This window comes from Bradyrhizobium sp. UNPF46 (assembly GCF_006658625.1).
Taxonomy (GTDB): domain Bacteria; phylum Pseudomonadota; class Alphaproteobacteria; order Rhizobiales; family Xanthobacteraceae; genus Bradyrhizobium; species Bradyrhizobium nitroreducens.
The window spans coordinates 51,849-68,022 of record NZ_LFJB01000001.1 but is presented as its reverse complement, the minus strand read 5'-3'; the positions used below and the strand labels follow the sequence as shown (position 1 = coordinate 68,022).

15 protein-coding genes are annotated in these 16,174 nt (G+C 64.0%); 8 read left to right on the top strand and 7 right to left on the bottom strand.

The window, feature by feature from the left end; translation table 11 throughout:
- Positions 1–115: 115 nt before the first annotated feature.
- Positions 116–2,290: a catalase/peroxidase HPI gene (gene katG / locus UNPF46_RS00325; protein WP_100178602.1), complete on the bottom strand. Its 2,175-nt coding sequence runs from the start codon at positions 2,288–2,290 to the stop codon at positions 116–118.
- 115 nt (positions 2,291–2,405) lie between these two features.
- Here katG and UNPF46_RS00320 point away from each other — a divergent pair, with 115 nt between their 5' ends.
- The 5 genes from UNPF46_RS00320 (at position 2,406) to UNPF46_RS00300 (ending at position 6,390) form a co-directional block, all read left to right on the top strand.
- Entirely contained in the window at positions 2,406–3,332 is a 927-nt protein-coding gene (locus UNPF46_RS00320; protein ID WP_100178603.1) for a hydrogen peroxide-inducible genes activator, read from the top strand.
- Between the two features lie 7 nt (positions 3,333–3,339).
- Positions 3,340–3,801, top strand: a complete 462-nt coding sequence (locus UNPF46_RS00315; RefSeq protein WP_142248651.1) for a GNAT family N-acetyltransferase — start codon at positions 3,340–3,342, stop codon at positions 3,799–3,801.
- 91 nt (positions 3,802–3,892) lie between these two features.
- On the top strand, positions 3,893–4,726 hold the full coding sequence (locus UNPF46_RS00310) for a hypothetical protein (protein WP_142248650.1): 834 nt from the start codon (positions 3,893–3,895) through the stop codon (positions 4,724–4,726).
- Positions 4,727–4,762: 36 nt separating this feature from the next.
- On the top strand, positions 4,763–5,677 hold the full coding sequence (locus tag UNPF46_RS00305; protein WP_246668569.1) for a hypothetical protein: 915 nt from the start codon (positions 4,763–4,765) through the stop codon (positions 5,675–5,677).
- A gap of 116 nt (positions 5,678–5,793) precedes the next feature.
- Positions 5,794–6,390, top strand: coding sequence for a glutathione S-transferase family protein (locus tag UNPF46_RS00300; RefSeq protein ID WP_100178606.1), 597 nt, complete (start codon positions 5,794–5,796; stop codon positions 6,388–6,390).
- 11 nt (positions 6,391–6,401) lie between these two features.
- Here UNPF46_RS00300 and UNPF46_RS00295 read toward each other — a convergent pair whose 3' ends face one another.
- The 4 genes from UNPF46_RS00295 to fabA form a co-directional block, all read right to left on the bottom strand.
- Entirely contained in the window at positions 6,402–8,381 is a 1,980-nt protein-coding gene (locus UNPF46_RS00295; RefSeq protein ID WP_142248672.1) for an autotransporter outer membrane beta-barrel domain-containing protein, read from the bottom strand.
- A 133-nt stretch (positions 8,382–8,514) separates the two neighbouring features.
- Positions 8,515–9,312: an enoyl-ACP reductase FabI gene (gene fabI / locus UNPF46_RS00290; RefSeq protein ID WP_100178607.1), complete on the bottom strand. Its 798-nt coding sequence runs from the start codon at positions 9,310–9,312 to the stop codon at positions 8,515–8,517.
- 156 nt (positions 9,313–9,468) lie between these two features.
- Positions 9,469–10,692 carry a beta-ketoacyl-ACP synthase I gene (gene fabB, locus UNPF46_RS00285; protein WP_100178608.1) on the bottom strand — a complete coding sequence of 408 codons (1,224 nt, stop codon included), beginning with the start codon at positions 10,690–10,692 and terminating at the stop codon, positions 9,469–9,471.
- Between the two features lie 54 nt (positions 10,693–10,746).
- Complete coding sequence (fabA, locus tag UNPF46_RS00280) at positions 10,747–11,268, bottom strand: bifunctional 3-hydroxydecanoyl-ACP dehydratase/trans-2-decenoyl-ACP isomerase (RefSeq protein ID WP_092289360.1); 522 nt, start codon at positions 11,266–11,268, stop codon at positions 10,747–10,749.
- Between the two features lie 372 nt (positions 11,269–11,640).
- On the opposite strand from fabA, the gene irrA reads away from it, so the two are divergent.
- Complete coding sequence (gene irrA / locus UNPF46_RS00275; RefSeq protein ID WP_008131763.1) at positions 11,641–12,132, top strand: iron response transcriptional regulator IrrA; 492 nt, start codon at positions 11,641–11,643, stop codon at positions 12,130–12,132.
- A 143-nt stretch (positions 12,133–12,275) separates the two neighbouring features.
- Here the strand turns inward: irrA and UNPF46_RS00265 are convergent, their stop codons facing one another.
- A complete protein-coding gene (locus tag UNPF46_RS00265) occupies positions 12,276–12,806 on the bottom strand; it encodes an SH3 domain-containing protein (RefSeq protein ID WP_100178609.1) in 531 nt (176 codons plus the stop codon).
- 325 nt (positions 12,807–13,131) lie between these two features.
- On the opposite strand from UNPF46_RS00265, the gene UNPF46_RS00260 reads away from it, so the two are divergent.
- Positions 13,132–14,133: a 2-hydroxyacid dehydrogenase gene (locus UNPF46_RS00260; RefSeq protein ID WP_100178610.1), complete on the top strand. Its 1,002-nt coding sequence runs from the start codon at positions 13,132–13,134 to the stop codon at positions 14,131–14,133.
- Between the two features lie 3 nt (positions 14,134–14,136).
- Here the strand turns inward: UNPF46_RS00260 and UNPF46_RS00255 are convergent, their stop codons facing one another.
- Positions 14,137–15,048 (bottom strand): LysR family transcriptional regulator, encoded by a 912-nt coding sequence (locus UNPF46_RS00255; protein ID WP_100178611.1) that lies wholly within the window; start codon positions 15,046–15,048, stop codon positions 14,137–14,139.
- A 116-nt stretch (positions 15,049–15,164) separates the two neighbouring features.
- On the opposite strand from UNPF46_RS00255, the gene UNPF46_RS00250 reads away from it, so the two are divergent.
- Positions 15,165–16,172 (top strand): aldo/keto reductase, encoded by a 1,008-nt coding sequence (locus UNPF46_RS00250; protein WP_100178612.1) that lies wholly within the window; start codon positions 15,165–15,167, stop codon positions 16,170–16,172.
- Positions 16,173–16,174 lie beyond the last annotated feature (2 nt).

The following is a 16,174-nucleotide window of genomic DNA, read 5'->3' as shown; positions in this document are numbered from 1 at the left end:
CTGGACTGCCAGAAACACGAAGGGCGGCCGAAAGGCCGCCCTTTTGTTTGTGCCGCTCCGGGCAATTTGCGCCCCCTCTCCCGCAAGCACGCGGGAGAGGTGGAGCACCGCCGCGTCAGGACGCCACGATGTCGTAGCGGTCGAGGTTCATCACCTTGGTCCAGGCCTTGGCGAAGTCCTGCACGAACTTCTCCTTGGAGTCCGAGGTCGCATAGACTTCGGCGAAGGCGCGGAGCTGCGAGTGCGCGCCGAAGATCAGATCGACGCGCGTGCCGGTCCACTTCACCGCATTGGTCTTGCGATCGCGGGCCTCGTAGCTGCCGTCGGCGACCGGCGTCCACTGCGCGCTCATGTCGAGCAGGTTGACGAAGAAGTCGTTGGAGAGCGTTCCCACCGTCTTGGTGAAGACACCGTGCTTCGACCCGTTCGCATTGGCGCCGAGCACGCGCAGACCGCCGACCAGGACGGTCATTTCCGGGCCGGTGAGCCTGAGCAGCTGGGCGCGATCGACGAGCGCTTCTTCCTGCTGCATGAACTGGTGCTTCTTGCCGACATAGTTGCGGAAGCCATCGGCCCGCGGCTCCAGCGGAGCGAAGGAGGCTGCGTCCGTCTGCTCCTGCGAGGCATCCATGCGACCCGGGGTGAACGCAACCTTGACGTCGACCCCGGCATCCTTCGCGGCCTTCTCGACCGCGGCGGTGCCGCCGAGGACGATGAGGTCCGCGAGCGAGACCTTCTTGGCGCCCGAGGACGCGTTGAAGTCCTTCTGGATCGCTTCCAGCTTGCCGAGCACCTTGGCGAGCTGGGCCGGCTGGTTCACCTCCCAGTCCTTCTGCGGGGCAAGACGGATGCGCGCGCCGTTGGCGCCGCCGCGCTTGTCCGAGCCGCGGAATGTCGAGGCCGACGCCCACGCCGTCGAGACCAGCTCGGAGACCGAAAGGCCGGAAGCCAGGATCTTGCTCTTCAGCGCAGCGATGTCCTGCTCGCTGGCCAGTTCGTGATCCACGGCCGGAATCGGATCCTGCCAGATCAGCGTCTCCTTCGGCACCAGAGGGCCGAGATAGCGCTGGATCGGGCCCATGTCGCGATGGGTGAGCTTGAACCAGGCGCGGGCGAAGGCGTCCGCGAACTGATCGGGATTTTCCAGGAAACGACGCGAGATCTTCTCATAGGCCGGATCGAAGCGCAGCGAGAGGTCGGTCGTCAGCATTCCCGGAGCGTGGCGCTTCGACGGATCGTGCGCGTCCGGCACCGTATTGGCGCCGGCGCCACCTTTTGGCGTCCACTGATGTGCACCACCCGGGCTCTTGGTCAGCTCCCACTCGTAGCCGAACAAATTCCAGAAGAAATTATTGCTCCACTTCGTGGGCGACGAGGTCCAGGTCACCTCAAGACCGCTGGTGATGGAATCGCCACCACGTCCCGAAGCATGCTTGCTCTTCCAGCCGAGGCCCTGATCTTCCAGCGCGCCCGCTTCCGGCTCCGGACCGACCAGCGACGGATCGCCCGCGCCGTGGGTCTTGCCGAAGGTGTGGCCGCCGGCGATCAGCGCGACGGTCTCTTCGTCGTTCATCGCCATGCGGGCGAAGGTCTCGCGGATGTCCTTGGCCGCGGCGACCGGATCCGGCTTGCCGTTCGGGCCTTCCGGGTTGACATAGATCAGGCCCATCTGCACCGCGCCGAGCGGCTCGGCGAGCTGGCGTTCGCCGCTATAGCGCTCATCGCCCAGCCAGGTGCCTTCGGGACCCCAATAAAGCTCTTCCGGCTCCCAGACGTCGGCGCGACCGCCCGCAAAGCCAAACGTCTTGAAGCCCATCGATTCCAGCGCGACGTTGCCGGCGAGCACCATCAGGTCGGCCCAGGAGATCTTGCGGCCATATTTCTGCTTGATCGGCCAGAGCAGCCGGCGCGCCTTGTCGAGGTTGGCGTTGTCGGGCCAGCTGTTGAGCGGCGCGAAACGCTGCTGACCGGCGCCGGCGCCGCCGCGGCCGTCGGTGGTGCGATAGGTGCCCGCGCTGTGCCAGGCCATGCGGATCATGAGACCGCCGTAGTGACCGAAGTCGGCCGGCCACCATTCCTGCGAGTCGGTCATCAGCGCGGTCAGGTCCTTGATGACCGCGTTGAGATCGAGCGTCTTGAATTCCTTGGCGTAGTCGAAATCCTTGCCCATGGGGTCGGACAGGGCGGAATTCTTGTGCAGGACCTCAATGTTGAGCTGCGTCGGCCACCAGTCGCGGTTCACGCGCGTGGGCTTTCCGCCCGAAAACGGGCACTTCGAAGAGTCGTCCATGAATACCTCCTCTGGTGGCGTCGAACTCGCGCCTTTTGACCAGGTAGAACCACTCTAGGCGTCGCGTTCGATCAGGGGAAGTTGACTTTAATGATCGCTGCAATAAGATTTGCTGATGCTGAACGTCACGCTGCGCCAGCTCCGGTATTTCGATGCGCTAGCCCGTCATGGTCATTTCGGCCGCGCCGCGGAGGCCTGCTCCATCTCGCAGCCGGCCTTGTCGATGCAGATCAAGGAGTTGGAGGAGGCGCTCGGCGGCCTGCTGCTGGAGCGCAGCGCGCGCCAGGTGGCGCTGACCCGGTTCGGCGAGGAGCTCGCGCAGCGCGTCCGCGACATTTTGCGCTCGGTCGATGAGCTCGGCGATTTCGCCCGCGCCTCGCAGGACCGTTTCGCGGGGCGCCTGCGCATCGGCATGATCCCGACGATTGCGCCCTATCTCCTGCCGAAGATCACCAAGAATCTCACGCGCATGCATCCCGAGCTCGACATCCGCGTGCGCGAGACCATGACGCCGCGCCTGATCCAGGAACTGGTGGAAGGGCGGCTCGACACCGCGATCGTGGCGCTGCCGGTGTCCGAGCCCTCGCTCACCGAGGTCGCGCTGTTCGATGAAAAGTTTCTGCTGGTGCGCCCGGGATCCGATGAAGGCACGCCGGTGCCCTCGCGCGAGATGATGCGCGAGATGCGGCTGCTGCTCCTCGAAGAGGGACACTGCTTCCGCGATCAGGCGCTGTCGTTCTGCAACATGCAGTCGGCGCCGCCGCGCGAGATGCTGGACGCCAATTCGCTGTCGACGCTGGTCCAGATGGTGAGCGCCGGCATCGGCGTGACGTTGATCCCGGAGATGGCGGTGCCGGTGGAGACGCGATCGGCCTCAGTCTCGCTGGCGCGCTTCCGCGACCCGCAGCCATCCCGCACCATCGGCATGGTCTGGCGCAAGACCAGCCCGCTGGCGCGGCAGCTGCTGCAAATCTCGGAAGTGGTGTGCCTGTCGGCCGGCAAGGTGCGCGCACGGCAATCCGTGCGCAGCCAGCGAGCATAAGCTCGCGATGCCGCAGCCCGTCATCCGCCCCGCCCGCCCGGACGAGTACGACGAGGTCGGCCGCGTCTGGATGGAGAGCTGGGTCTCGACCGGACTGGGCGAAGCGAGCGATTTCCTGCTGGCAAACCTTCGCGCGCGCATCAGGCACGAGATCAATGACGGGTGGAGCCTGTTCGTCGCCGACGATCACGGCACGATCGCCGCCATGCTGGCGCTGCATGTGCCGAGGCTCTATCTCGACATGCTTTTCGTTGCGCCGGCCTATCAAGGGAAATCGCTCGGCCGAAAGCTGCTGGCATTCACGCGCGCGAAAATGCCCGAGGAGATGTACCTGCGCTGCGTCCGCGAGAACGAGAAGGCCTGGCGCTGGTACGAGCGCGAGGGCTTTGTGTTCGAGAAGGAAGAGATCGAGCCGTCGAACGGCTTCATGATGAAGTACTATCGGTGGAAGCGGCAGTCGGCCGGATAAGCGGCGATCTCCTGATGCAGCTTGCGGTTGTCACCGTCCTAATCTAGGGTGGCGTGATCGATATTCTCCCGCTGCTGATGCCCTGGAATCCATGATTCGATTTGCTGCTTCCGCGATCGTTTTGCTGTCTTCTCTAGCTCTGGCAGCAGCTCAAACTCCTCCTGCAACCACCGCGCCACCCACGTCTCCCTCAAAGCCGACCGTCAAGAAAGCGGCGACGAAGCCGAAAACTGCGGCAGTCAAACCTGCCGAGCAGATGACCGGCGGTCCGTGCCGTCTCGGCGTAATCTCGGCAATCGGCGAGCATTACTCCGTACAGAAGTTCGGCGTGACAATCTTCGAGGCGGAAGCAAAGGAGGTCCCGATCGATTGGGGCCTCGATGATCTCGTTTTCGCGCGCGTGCGCGCGGCAACGAACAACGATTCCTCGATACGCAGGATCGCTTATCCCAAGGGCGCCTTCGATCCGTTCTATCATGCGAAGGCGATCTTCATCCCGGACCCCAAAGAGACTCTGCCGGTGATCGTGAAGGGGTTCACCGCGAATGCGAATTGCGATCGCTATCTCGTCGCGACCACTTTCAAGACGAAGCTGCCGAACTCGAACATGACGCTGAACGGCATCGGCACCTACAACCAGGGGCTCGGCAGCTTGATTCGGCACTCACACCTTTTCGCCAATGTTGCGATCACGTTGATTGACGGCCGTAGCTACGAACAGATCAAGCGCCCCCTTACGGATATCGGCGCGAACCTCGCCACAAGCATGCGTCTGTTTGAAGACCCGATCACGAAGCTCGACAATTCGCTATTCCCAGATCCGCCCGAAGCAGCTTCGACCAACGCGGCGTTGCGCGAGAGGACGCGTGCGCTCGTCGTAGAACGGCTCGACCGGAACCTCCCCGGCTATCTAAAGGAAGAGTAAGCGCCTTTGCCGACGCGACGCGCCAAAGGATCAAGTTTGGCTGCGCCTGCGAACACAGCCATATTCAGCATCATCGCCCGGCTGCTCGCCATTACGATCATCCTATGGTGTTTTACAACTCAGGCTTCGGCACAAGCCCTACCGGAGACGGCACAACCAACCGTCAAACAAGCCAATGGCAAGCTGACCACGCGGCGTGAAGCGACGGGCAGGCCCGCTCCCATGGCCGGCGGCTCGTGCGACTTCGGTGTCGTCGTCACCACCGGCGATGAGTTCACGGTGCAGACGACCGGCCTGACCATATTTCAGAACAAGAAGACGGTGGTCCCGATCCCAGGCTGGGGACTGAGCGATCTGATCTTCGCGCGGACTCGCGCCGCGATCCCTGCCGGCGCGTCCGTTCTGAGAATTCCCTACAACCCGGCGAAATTTCCTCCCCGCGATGAGTCAAAGGACACGTTGAAAGACAGGTTGGTCCGCGATCCCAACGCGGAGCTGGCCGGATACATGCGCGAGGCCGTGAAAGGAACGAATTGCCGACACTACATCCAGATCCTCAATTCAATCAGTCCGATCGGGTCATCAAGCTATACGGTCCGCGGCTTCGGCATCCTCAACCAGGACGTGGTGCTCGGACGTCGCATCTTTCTCCACGCCCTGGCGTTTATCCGTATCTTTGACGGGCGCGACTTTGCCATCGTCAGACAGAGTTCTGCGCTGATCAACCTGGATCATTCGCTGGCGGTGCAGAGGTTCTTGGGCAAGCTCGTCGGCGGCCCTTATCGCGAGTTGCCCGCAGAATCGTTTCCAACGCGCCCTGAAGATGCCGCCGACAATTCCGCAATGCGCGACGGCGTGCGCGCCATGCTGGCGGAAAGCCTCGACAAGACGTTGCCGCTCTTGCTTGGACGTCGACCAGCAGCACGCCAAAGGGACACTGAACAACGTTGACCCAAATATCGCTCACGCTGGTTGGCTTCCAGCTAGGCGTAGTGCGTTGCGAATGCGCGGCAAACGCGGCATGAATTGCGCGCTGTTGGCCTTCCGCCGATGAAAGGTTCCGCGCCATGATCAAGCTCTATTGGTCGCCCCGCTCGCGCTCGTTCACGACGCTCTGGCTGATGGAGGAGAGCGGCCTGCCCTATGAGCGCGTGCTGACCGACATCTCGACCGGCGCGCAGAAGGCACCGGACTTTCTGAAAATCAACCCGATGGGCAAGGTGCCGGCGCTCACCGACGGCGATGTCGCACTCGGCGAAGCGGCCGCGATCTGCGCCTACATCGCCGACCGCTATCCCGAGACCAAGCTGGCGCCTGATGTGACCGACCCGCGCCGCGGACGGTATCTGCAGTGGCTATTCTTTTCTCCCGGCTGCATCGAGCCCGCCATCATCCAGATCTTCACCAAGATCGAGATCCCGACATCGACCGCGGCCTGGGGCAGCGCGACACAGGTGTTCGACGTGCTGGAAGCCGCGCTCGCCAAGGGACCGTGGATTCTCGGCGAGGAATTTTCCGCGGCCGACGTCACGATCGGCTCGGGCCTGAATTTCGCAGTGCGCCAGTTCAAAATGGTGCCGTCGCGCCCGGCCTTCGATGCCTATCTGGCGCGTTGTCTGGCGCGGCCGGCATTCCAGCGCGCGGAGAAGATCGCGGCGGGCTGAGGACGCCGCGTCTACAGCTTGATCTTGAGGACGGCGAGCCCGGACTGCTGAACCAGTCCGGAGGACGTCGCTGCAACACCGTAGCGAATGCCGAGATCAAACCCCTTGCCATCGGCTGCGACGAGGCCAAGCGCGGTCGAGTAGATCCAGGGCGATAGTGCAAGGCCGTTGGTGACGAAACTATCGCCGCCGCCGGCAAATGCCGACTTGATCTGCAATCCCTGGTTCAACGTGTTGTAGCCGACGCCGACATCACTGGTGAGATAGACCTGCTTCGCGATCTGGTATGCCCCCTTCAGCCCGGCCGTCACTGTCAGCTCGCGATAGGTTTGGGCGTCTACGTTGAGGCTGAATCCGCCCGCGCCGGCCTCCTGATAGGCGGGCGAGCGAACCTGCCCATAGTCCAGCCGCAGCGACGGCGCGATGGTAAGTCCCGGCTCGACCGGGATCATCTTGCGGACGCCGGTTCCGACGTGACCGCTGTAGGAGCGATAGCCGGCGCCGGCCGTGCTGCCAATGAAGCTGAGCGAGCGGCTCTCGCTGTTGTCATTCAGCGCACCGTCGAGTTGGCCATCGATTTGAATGCCATGACCGAGCGCATAGGCGCCATAGAGGCCCGCCTGATAGGAATCGATGGAGAGCCGGCTTGGCACGGTGTCGTCGCTGCCGGTGATGGCCTGATGCGAATAGGCGAACACGCCGCCGAGCATCGCGCGCGGCGAGATCGTCGCGTCTGCGCCAACCGCGATGCCGCCACCGGACGCGTTATAGCCGGGGACACCATCGACGCCAGCCTGCCGGGTGCTGCCGCCGAGCGGCTTCATCCAAAGATTTCGCTCGGGCGTGACGCCCGTGTTGTCCATCCCGAGCACACCGTCGAGCCGCCCCGTCATCGCCTGCTGGAACACGCGTTGCGTGGCGTAGGTCGCCTGCGACGCCGCACCGGTGAGAACGGGCAAGGTCTGGTTGACCGCGTTGACGAGACCGGAGCCGCTGAGATTGTCGAGCACAGTGAAGCCGGCTGCCATGCTCCCCGTCCAGCCGAGCGAGGTCGCCGACAGGCGATAGAGCATGTCGGCTGCACCGAGGCCCGCGCGGCTGTTCTGCGCCTGAAGCGTTTCCGCATAGGGGCGCACCAAAGAGAGATAGGCGATGCCGCCGGTCGGATTGCCGGAGAGATCGTAGGTGCTGACGAGCATTTGCGCGCCCGAGGCATCGCCGCTGGCTGCACCATAGAGGCTGGCGAGCGTACCCTTCGAGAGCGTGTTGAAGAGCACATTGCCCTCCGGCGTTACCGAGCCCAGCAGCGTGAAGTTGGCGGCACTGCTTCCGGCGGGGGCGACGCCCGCACCCCAGAAATACCCATTCTGATAATTCGTGATGACGAAACGGCCGGGGGCCGACGTGCCGAACAACGCGTTGCTGGTGATCCGCCACGGCGTGCCTGAGGTCCACGCCCATTGCGGAACGGAGTTGGCGGGAACGGGCTGCGAAGCCGGCGGCGTGAAGGTCGCGGGATCGTAGGGGAGCATGTAGGCCCAGTGCGTCACGAGCACGCTGTCGCCCGTGATCATCTGCATCTCCATCGAGGTCACGCCACCCACGGTTCGCATATGGCCGAGGCCAACCGTCACCGCGCCGCCGGATGTCGGGGTGAACTGCATGGTGATCTGGCCCGCGGTCGTGACAAAACCCTGGATGGTCGAGGTATCGGTCAGAAGAGCGGGCCCGATCTTGAGTTGCGCCACGCTCGTTCCGGTGAACGAGCCGTTGGTTGCCGTCGCGAGCGACCACAGGGTCTGGTCGCCGATCGGGGTCGGATTGGAGAAGCCGGTCTTCGGCGCGGCATAGGCCAACAGCTGCGCCGTCGGGACATACCAGTTGGTGTTGGAGAGGGTCGCGTCCCAGATCGTCGACTGTGCCTGGGCATGCGAACCGCCGCACAGCAGCATCGCGCCCGCAACGGCCGCCAGCGCGCTCGCGCGACACATCGCATGCAGCCTTGGCACGATCACTCCTCCCGAGCCGCTGGAGAAACGATCCTACGGCGTCACGGGGGAGCAGCAAGCATGATTTGACGGGCGAGTCAGCCCCATGATCGTGGGGCAGGAGGAAGGGCGCGGTCTATTCAGTCTTCAAATCGTCCGGCCGCGGCATCAGGACGATGTTGTAGCCGGAATCGACATAGTGGATCTCGCCGGTCACGCCGCCGGACAGATCCGACAACAGATACAGCGCCGAGCCGCCGAGCTCGTCGAGCGTGACGCCGCGACGCAGCGGCGAATGCTTTTGCATGAAGGCGAACATCGCGCGCGCCTCGCCGATGCCGGAGCCTGCGAGCGTGCGGATGGGACCGGCGGAGATCGCGTTGACGCGGATGCCGCGCGGTCCGAAATCGGAAGCGAGATAGCGCACCGAGGCTTCCAGCGCCGCCTTGGCCACGCCCATCACGTTGTAGTTCGGCATCGCGCGTTCCGAGGCGCCGAAGGTCAACGTGATCATGCTGCCGCCGTCCGTCATCAATTCGGCGGCGCGCTTGGCGATTTCCGTGAACGAGAAGCAGGAGATCACCATGGTGCGCGAAAAATTCTCGCGGCTGGTGTCGGCGTAGCGGCCCTTCAGCTCGTTCTTGTCGGCAAAGCCGATCGCGTGGATGACGAAGTCGAGCTTGCCCCATTTTTCGCGAAGCGCCGCGAACGTGGCATCGACGCTGGCGATGTCCTCGACGTCGCAGGGCAGCACCAGATCGACACCGAGCGATTCTGCCAGCGGTTTGACGCGCCTGCCGAGAGCTTCGCCCTGGAAGGTGAAGGCAAGCTCGGCGCCGTGAGCGTGCAGCGTCTTGGCCATGCCCCAGGCGATCGAATGATCATTGGCGACGCCCATGATCAGACCGCGCTTGCCCTTCATCAAACCTTCCATGGCCTCGCCACTCCCAACCATTCGTGGTCATCGCCCGCGCAGGCGGGCGATCCAGTATTCCAGAGACGTTCGTGAAAATTTGAAAAGCCGCGGCGTACTGGATGCCCCGCCCCCGTGCGCAATTGCGCACTAGGCGGGGCATGACGAAATCCGTGCTCACACATCCATCCGGCTGAACACCAGCGTGGCATTGGTGCCGCCGAAGCCGAACGAATTCGACAGCACGGTGCCGATCTTGACGTTGTCGATGCGCTTGCGCACGATCGGCATGTCGGCGAACACGGGGTCGAGCTCCTGGATGTGCGCGCTCTCGCAGATGAAGCCGTTGTTCATCATCAACAGCGAGTAGATCGCCTCCTGCACGCCGGTGGCACCCAGCGAATGGCCGGTCAGCGCCTTGGTCGCCGAGATCGGCGGGCACTTCTCACCAGAGCCGAACACGCGGCGGAGCGCATCGATCTCCGGGGGATCGCCGGCCGGCGTCGAGGTCGCGTGCGGATTAATGTAGTCGACCTTGGTCTTCACCGTCGACATCGCCATGCGCATGCAGCGCTCGGCGCCTTCGCCCGACGGCGCAACCATGTCGTAGCCGTCCGAGGTCGCACCGTAACCGACGATCTCGCCGTAGATGCGGGCGCCGCGCGCCTTGGCATGCTCGAGCTCTTCCAGCACCAGCACACCGGCGCCGCCGGCGATGACGAAGCCGTCACGGTTGAGGTCGTAGGGACGCGAGGCCGTGGCCGGCGTGTCGTTGTACTTCGAGGACATCGCGCCCATGGCGTCGAACAGCACCGACAGCGACCAGTCGAGCTCCTCGCAGCCGCCGGCGAAGATGACGTCCTGCTTGCCGATCTGGATCGTCTCATAGGCATTGCCGACGCAATGGTTCGACGTCGCGCAGGCCGAGGAGATCGAGTAGTTCACGCCCTTGATCTTGAACCAGGTCGCAAGCGTCGCGGAGGCCGTGGACGACATCGCCTTCGGCACTGCAAACGGTCCGACGCGCTTCGGTCCCTTGGTGCGGGTGATGTCGGCGGATTCGACGATGGTGCGTGCCGAAGGACCGCCGGAGCCCATGATGATGCCGGTGCGGATGTTGGAGACTTCCTCAGGGCTCAGACCGGAGTCCTGAATCGCCTGCTCCATCGCAATGTGATTCCACGCCGCGCCCTGGCCGAGGAAGCGCATGGCGCGGCGGTCGACCACCGTCGCGGGATCGAGCGTCGGCGCGCCTTGCACCTGCGAACGAAAGCCGAGCTCGGCATATTTCTCAGCCCGAGAAATGCCCGACTTCGCCTCGTGAAGGCTCGCAAGCACTTCCTGGGTGTTGTTTCCGATCGACGAGACGATGCCCATCCCGGTGACCACAACCCGCCTCATGACAGCCTCGCCCTGCTCGTTGTCTTCTTGCTCGTTGTCTACGTGGTGATGCGCTCAGCCCAGGCTCGTGCCCTGCTTGAACAGGCCGACCTTCAGGTCCTTGGCGCGATAAATAATCTGGTCATCGACCGAAAGCCACCCGTCGGCGATACCGAGCACCAGCTTTGAACGCATCACGCGTTTGATATCGACGTTGTACACAACCTTGCGCGCCTCGGGCAGTACCTGGCCACTGAACTTCAGCTCGTTCAGACCGAGCGCGCGACCGCGACCTTCGCCCCCGGTCCAGCCGAGATAGAAGCCGACCATTTGCCACAGCGCGTCGAGGCCGAGGCAGCCGGGCATCACCGGGTCGTTCTTGAAGTGGCAGCCGAAGAACCAGAGGTCGGGCTTCACGTCGAGCTCGGCGCGCACCAGCCCCTTGCCGAACTCGCCGCCATTGTCGTTGATCTCGGTGATGCGGTCGAACATCAGCATCGGCGGCAACGGCAGCTGGGCATTGCCCGGGCCGAACATCTCGCCGCGGGCACACGCCAGCAAGTCCTCGTATTCGTAACCGTTGCGCCTGTTCAGCATGCACGAGCCTCTGTTCAAATTCCGATTGAGCGGCGTTCTTTGGCGAAAATGGGCCCCGTCTCGGTCGGAGAGCAACGCCAATTGCCGTCGTCAGGCGCAGCTCCCGCAAGCCCCGGATGGACTGCCGGCCGGGCTTCCATGCCCGGCTGCGCCAAAATCGGCTAAGCGGAACCGCGCGCTCTCTAACACAGGCCATTTCAGGTGGCAAAGCGCATCCATGAAGGTAAAATGACGCGATCCGGGCTCGGTTCCAAGACTGCTTAGAACCTTCAAGGCTGATTAGAACCTCTCTAGTTGCGAGAAACTTGCATCTGCATCTTTCTCTTCCTATATTGCGGAGAGATATTGTTCACGCGTGCCTGAAATCTGGAAATGAGCGAGAATACCGCGCCCCATCACGACGACGACGTCCACGCCGCGGCCCTCCTGTCCGGCCGCCAGCCGGCTCTGACCGGCTGTCCCTGGCACGACGTCAACGAAATGCTCCAGTCCGCCGGGCTTCGTCCGACGCGCCAGCGCATGGCGCTCGGCTGGCTGCTGTTCGGCAAGGGTGCGCGTCACCTGACGGCTGAAATGCTCTACGAGGAAGCGACCCTGGCCAAGGTTCCGGTGTCGCTGGCGACCGTCTACAACACACTGAACCAGCTCACCGATGCCGGCCTGCTCCGCCAGGTCAGTGTCGACGGCACCAAGACCTATTTCGACACCAACGTCACCACCCACCACCACTACTACCTCGAGAACAGCCATGAGCTGGTCGACATCGAGGATCCGCATCTGGCGCTGTCCAAGATGCCGGAGGTGCCCGAGGGTTACGAGATCGCGCGCATCGACATGGTCGTGCGCCTGCGCAAGAAGCGCTAAACAGGCCCCGAAATCCAATATGGTCGTCATGGCCGGGCCTGTCCCGGCCATCTACGTTTTTGGACTAGGCGCGAAGGACGTGGATGCCCGGGACGAGCCCGGGCATGACGCTGGAGCAGCAGCTTACCCGCTGCCCAAAGACGTCAATTCACCTGCTCGTCGGAATACACACCCCAGAGCCGCTCCTGCTGGATCCAGCCATCGAAGCCGTTGCCGGTGACGCGGCACCAGTTTGCAGCGCACTTCTTCACCTGCGTGACGACTCCGGCCTGGAGCTTTGCTGCAACCGCGCTGTCAGGATCGGCCCGGTCGTAGATCGGGGCGAGTTCATCCTTGTGCTTCATGGTGACCACCGCGGTGCGGCGGCCCGACAGCAGCGAGTGATAGACCCAGCCCTCGGCGCCTTCGGAATCGCGCACCCGGCGCCAGTTCTCGAACTCGGCGGTAATTTCGACCGGCAAGCCGGCGCGGGTATAGACCCAGGCCACGTCATTGTCCTTGGTCGGGCCGGCGCGGACGTTGACGTGATCCGATTTGAGGCTGACGTAGCGCGGCACCGGCAGGCCGCTGGCGGTCTGCGGGGTATTGTCCTTGGCCGAATGCGAGGGGCCGACCGAGGCGCTCAACCAGGTGCAAACGAGCGCCATCACAGAACAAAAACGCCCCAACGCCATCTACCCGTCTCCCGTCGCAGACCCGGCCGAGCCGGGTCCTCACTCCAAAATCCAAAACCTGCCGCGTCAGCCCTCTCCCGCCCCACGCGGGTGTTCCCAAAGCCTTAAACCCGTGGTTCTTGTCTTGGCCCGGCCTTCTGCTAGAGAGGACGGGCACTTGAACAACCAGTTTGCCCCGATTTTCCGGCCGGAAATATCGGGAGAACTTGAAGGAAACGCCGGGGACGGACACGGCAAGGGCAGTGTCGAACAACCGGGTTAATGAGGCCTCAACGACCGACCTTTGGCGACAGAGGCGGCCTGCGACGCCTCATGAGAGCAGGACATGTCGGTGAAGAAAAAGCCCCTCGTCGTCGTGACGCGCAAGCTGCCGGATTCGATCGAGACGCGGATGCGCGAATTGTTCGACGCGCGGATCAATCTCGAGGACACGCCGATGTCGGCCGAGCAGCTCGCGGAAGCCGCGCGCACCGCCGACGTTCTGGTTCCAACCGTCACCGACCATATCAGCGCCGACATCGTCAACCAGGCGGACTGCAAGCTGCGGCTGATCGCCAATTTCGGCAACGGCGTCGACAATATCGACGTCGAGGCCGCGCATGCCCGCGGCATCACCGTCACCAACACGCCGAAGGTCCTGACCGAGGATACCGCCGACATGACCATGGCGCTGATCCTGGCCGTGCCGCGCCGGATGATAGAAGGCGCCTCGATCCTGACGGAGGGAAAACCCTGGGCGGGCTGGTCGCCGACCTGGATGCTCGGCCACCGCATCGGAGGAAAACGCCTCGGCATCATCGGCATGGGCCGCATCGGTCAGGCGGTCGCGCGCCGCGCCCGCGCCTTCGGCCTGCAGATCCACTATCACAACCGCCGTCCCGTCGCGCCGAAGATCGCCGAAGAGTTGGGCGCGACCTATTGGGAGAGCCTCGACCAGATGCTGGCGCGAATGGACATCATCTCGGTGAACTGTCCGCACACGCCGGCGACCTATCATCTGCTCTCGGCACGGCGGCTGAAGCTGATCCGGAAAGACGCCTACATCGTCAACACCGCGCGCGGCGAGGTGACGGACGAGGACACGCTGATCAAGCTGATCGAAGGCGGCGAGATCGCCGGCGCCGGCCTCGACGTCTACGAGCACGAGCCCGCGGTCAACCCGAAGCTGGTGCGGCTCGCCAAGGCCGGCAAGGTGACGCTGCTGCCGCATATGGGCTCGGCCACGATCGAAGGCCGCGTCGAGATGGGCGAGAAGGTGATCATCAACATCCGCACCTTCCTCGACGCCCACAAGCCGCCGGATCGCGTGCTGCCGAGCATGCTCTGAGGTTCATTTGCCGCGCGTTTCGCGCTTGCGCCAGTTCGCGACGAAATCGATGAACGCGCGCAGGGCGGGCGGCGTCTGGCGCCGGCTCGGATAGTACAGGAACGGGCCCGGGAACGGCTCGCACCAATCTTCCATCAGGCTGACCAGCGCACCGGACTTCACGGCTTCGCCGACATAGCCATCGAGCGTCGCCCAGATCCCGACGCCGTCGAGAGCGGCGCGCATCGCAAGGTTCATGTTGGTCGAGATCAGCTTTGCGGGCGGATCGACCTTGACGACATGGCCCGCTTTCTCGAACTCCAGATCGTGCATGACGCCGCTCGAGTAGCGCGCGCGGATGCAATCATGATCGAGCAGATCCTTCGGATGCTTCGGCCTGCCGCAGCGCGCGAGATAATCAGGCGAAGCGACGACGACGTAACTCTGCGGGCCGCTTAGCGGGATCGCCACCATGTCCTGCGCGAGATGCTCGCCATAGCGCACGCCTGCGTCGAAGCCGGCGCTGACGATATCGACGAAGCCGCTTTCGGAGACGATGTCGAGATCGACCTGCGGATGCACGCTCAGAAACGGGCCGACCATCGGCGCCAGCACGAGATCGACCGCCGGAGGCGGCGCATTGATCCGCAGGCGGCCCGAGGCAACCTCGCGAAGGCCGCGGACCTGGTCCAGGGCATCGCCGACATCGCGGAGCGCCGGGGCGACGCGGGACAGCAGCAGCTCGCCCGCTTCGGTCAGCGCGACACTGCGGGTGGTGCGGTTCATCAGGCGGACGCCGAGGCGCTCCTCTAGGTCCCGCAGCCGCTGGCTGAGGCCCGATACGGAGATACGCATGTCGACCGCCGCCCGCCGGAAATTACGGGTGCGGGCAACCGCCACGAAGGCGTCGAGATCGCGCAGATCGGGATCGGCCATTGTTCATTATTTTGAACAAGCCATTCTCGATTGTCCAGCTTATCGGCGCAATCGCGCAGGCGCATATGTGCCCTCGTCACGCGGCGCCATCCGCCGCTTCTTCGAGGAGAGCCATCATGGAGCAACGCAAACTCGGTTCAACCGGCCCCACCGTCTCCGCCCTCGGTCTCGGCTGCATGGGCATGTCGGAGGTCTACGGCCCCGCCGATCGCGGCGAGGCCGTCGCCACGGTGCATGCGGCGCTCGATGCCGGCATCACGCTGCTCGACACCGGCGATTTCTACGCCATGGGTCACAACGAGATTTTGGTGCGCGAAGCGCTGAAGGACGTCGCCCGCGACAAGGTGCGGATCAGCGTGAAGTACGGCGCGCTGCGCGGTCCCGCCGGGGACTTCATCGGAATGGACACACGGCCGGCCGCGACAAAGAATTTCCTGGCGTATTCACTGCAGCGGCTCGGCACCGATCATATCGACATCTACCGGCCGGCGCGGCTCGATCCCAGCGTGCCCATCGAGGAGACCATCGGCGGAATCGCCGATCTCGTGAAGGCCGGCTACGTCAAGCATATCGGCCTCTCCGAGGTCGGCTCCGACACCATCCGCCGCGCGCATGCCGTGCATCCGATCGCCGATCTCCAGATCGAATATTCGCTGATCGAGCGCGGCATCGAACGCGATATCCTGAGCACGTGCCGCGAGCTCGGCATCGGCATCACGGCCTACGGCGTGCTCGCGCGCGGCCTGATCAGTGGCCACTGGTCGAAGGACTCAGGCAAGGCCGGCCGTGACTACCGGCTGATGACGCCGCGCTTCCAGGGCGCAAATCTCGATGCCAATCTGGCGCTGGTGGATCAGCTGCGCATCATCGCCGCGGAGATCGGCGCAACGCCGGCGCAGGTCGCAATCGCCTGGGTGTCCACACAGGACAAGGCGATCGTGCCGCTGGTCGGCGCCCGCACCCGCACCCGTCTCACCGAAGCGCTCGGCGCAACGAAGGTGACGCTGGCGCCGGAGCATCTCGCAGCGCTGGCAAAGGCCTTTCCGCCGAACGTCGCGTCCGGCACGCGCTATGCGGCCGAGCAAATGGCGCATCTCGACAGCGAGAAGCCGGCGACGACCTGACG

Bases quoted from the DNA above. Each gene is read 5' to 3' on its own strand.
- fabB (WP_100178608.1), bottom strand. From the start codon at position 10,692: ATGAGGCGGGTTGTGGTCACCGGGATGGGCATCGTCTCGTCGATCGGA.
- UNPF46_RS00265 (WP_100178609.1), bottom strand. From the start codon at position 12,806: ATGGCGTTGGGGCGTTTTTGTTCTGTGATGGCGCTCGTTTGCACCTGG.
- katG (WP_100178602.1), bottom strand. From the start codon at position 2,290: ATGGACGACTCTTCGAAGTGCCCGTTTTCGGGCGGAAAGCCCACGCGC.
- UNPF46_RS00315 (WP_142248651.1), top strand. From the start codon at position 3,340: ATGCCGCAGCCCGTCATCCGCCCCGCCCGCCCGGACGAGTACGACGAG.
- UNPF46_RS00255 (WP_100178611.1), bottom strand. From the start codon at position 15,048: ATGGCCGATCCCGATCTGCGCGATCTCGACGCCTTCGTGGCGGTTGCC.
- UNPF46_RS00295 (WP_142248672.1), bottom strand. From the start codon at position 8,381: ATGTGTCGCGCGAGCGCGCTGGCGGCCGTTGCGGGCGCGATGCTGCTG.
- UNPF46_RS00260 (WP_100178610.1), top strand. From the start codon at position 13,132: ATGTCGGTGAAGAAAAAGCCCCTCGTCGTCGTGACGCGCAAGCTGCCG.
- fabI (WP_100178607.1), bottom strand. From the start codon at position 9,312: ATGGAAGGTTTGATGAAGGGCAAGCGCGGTCTGATCATGGGCGTCGCC.
- UNPF46_RS00320 (WP_100178603.1), top strand. From the start codon at position 2,406: ATGCTGAACGTCACGCTGCGCCAGCTCCGGTATTTCGATGCGCTAGCC.
- UNPF46_RS00250 (WP_100178612.1), top strand. From the start codon at position 15,165: ATGGAGCAACGCAAACTCGGTTCAACCGGCCCCACCGTCTCCGCCCTC.
- UNPF46_RS00310 (WP_142248650.1), top strand. From the start codon at position 3,893: ATGATTCGATTTGCTGCTTCCGCGATCGTTTTGCTGTCTTCTCTAGCT.
- irrA (WP_008131763.1), top strand. From the start codon at position 11,641: ATGAGCGAGAATACCGCGCCCCATCACGACGACGACGTCCACGCCGCG.
- fabA (WP_092289360.1), bottom strand. From the start codon at position 11,268: ATGCTGAACAGGCGCAACGGTTACGAATACGAGGACTTGCTGGCGTGT.
- UNPF46_RS00300 (WP_100178606.1), top strand. From the start codon at position 5,794: ATGATCAAGCTCTATTGGTCGCCCCGCTCGCGCTCGTTCACGACGCTC.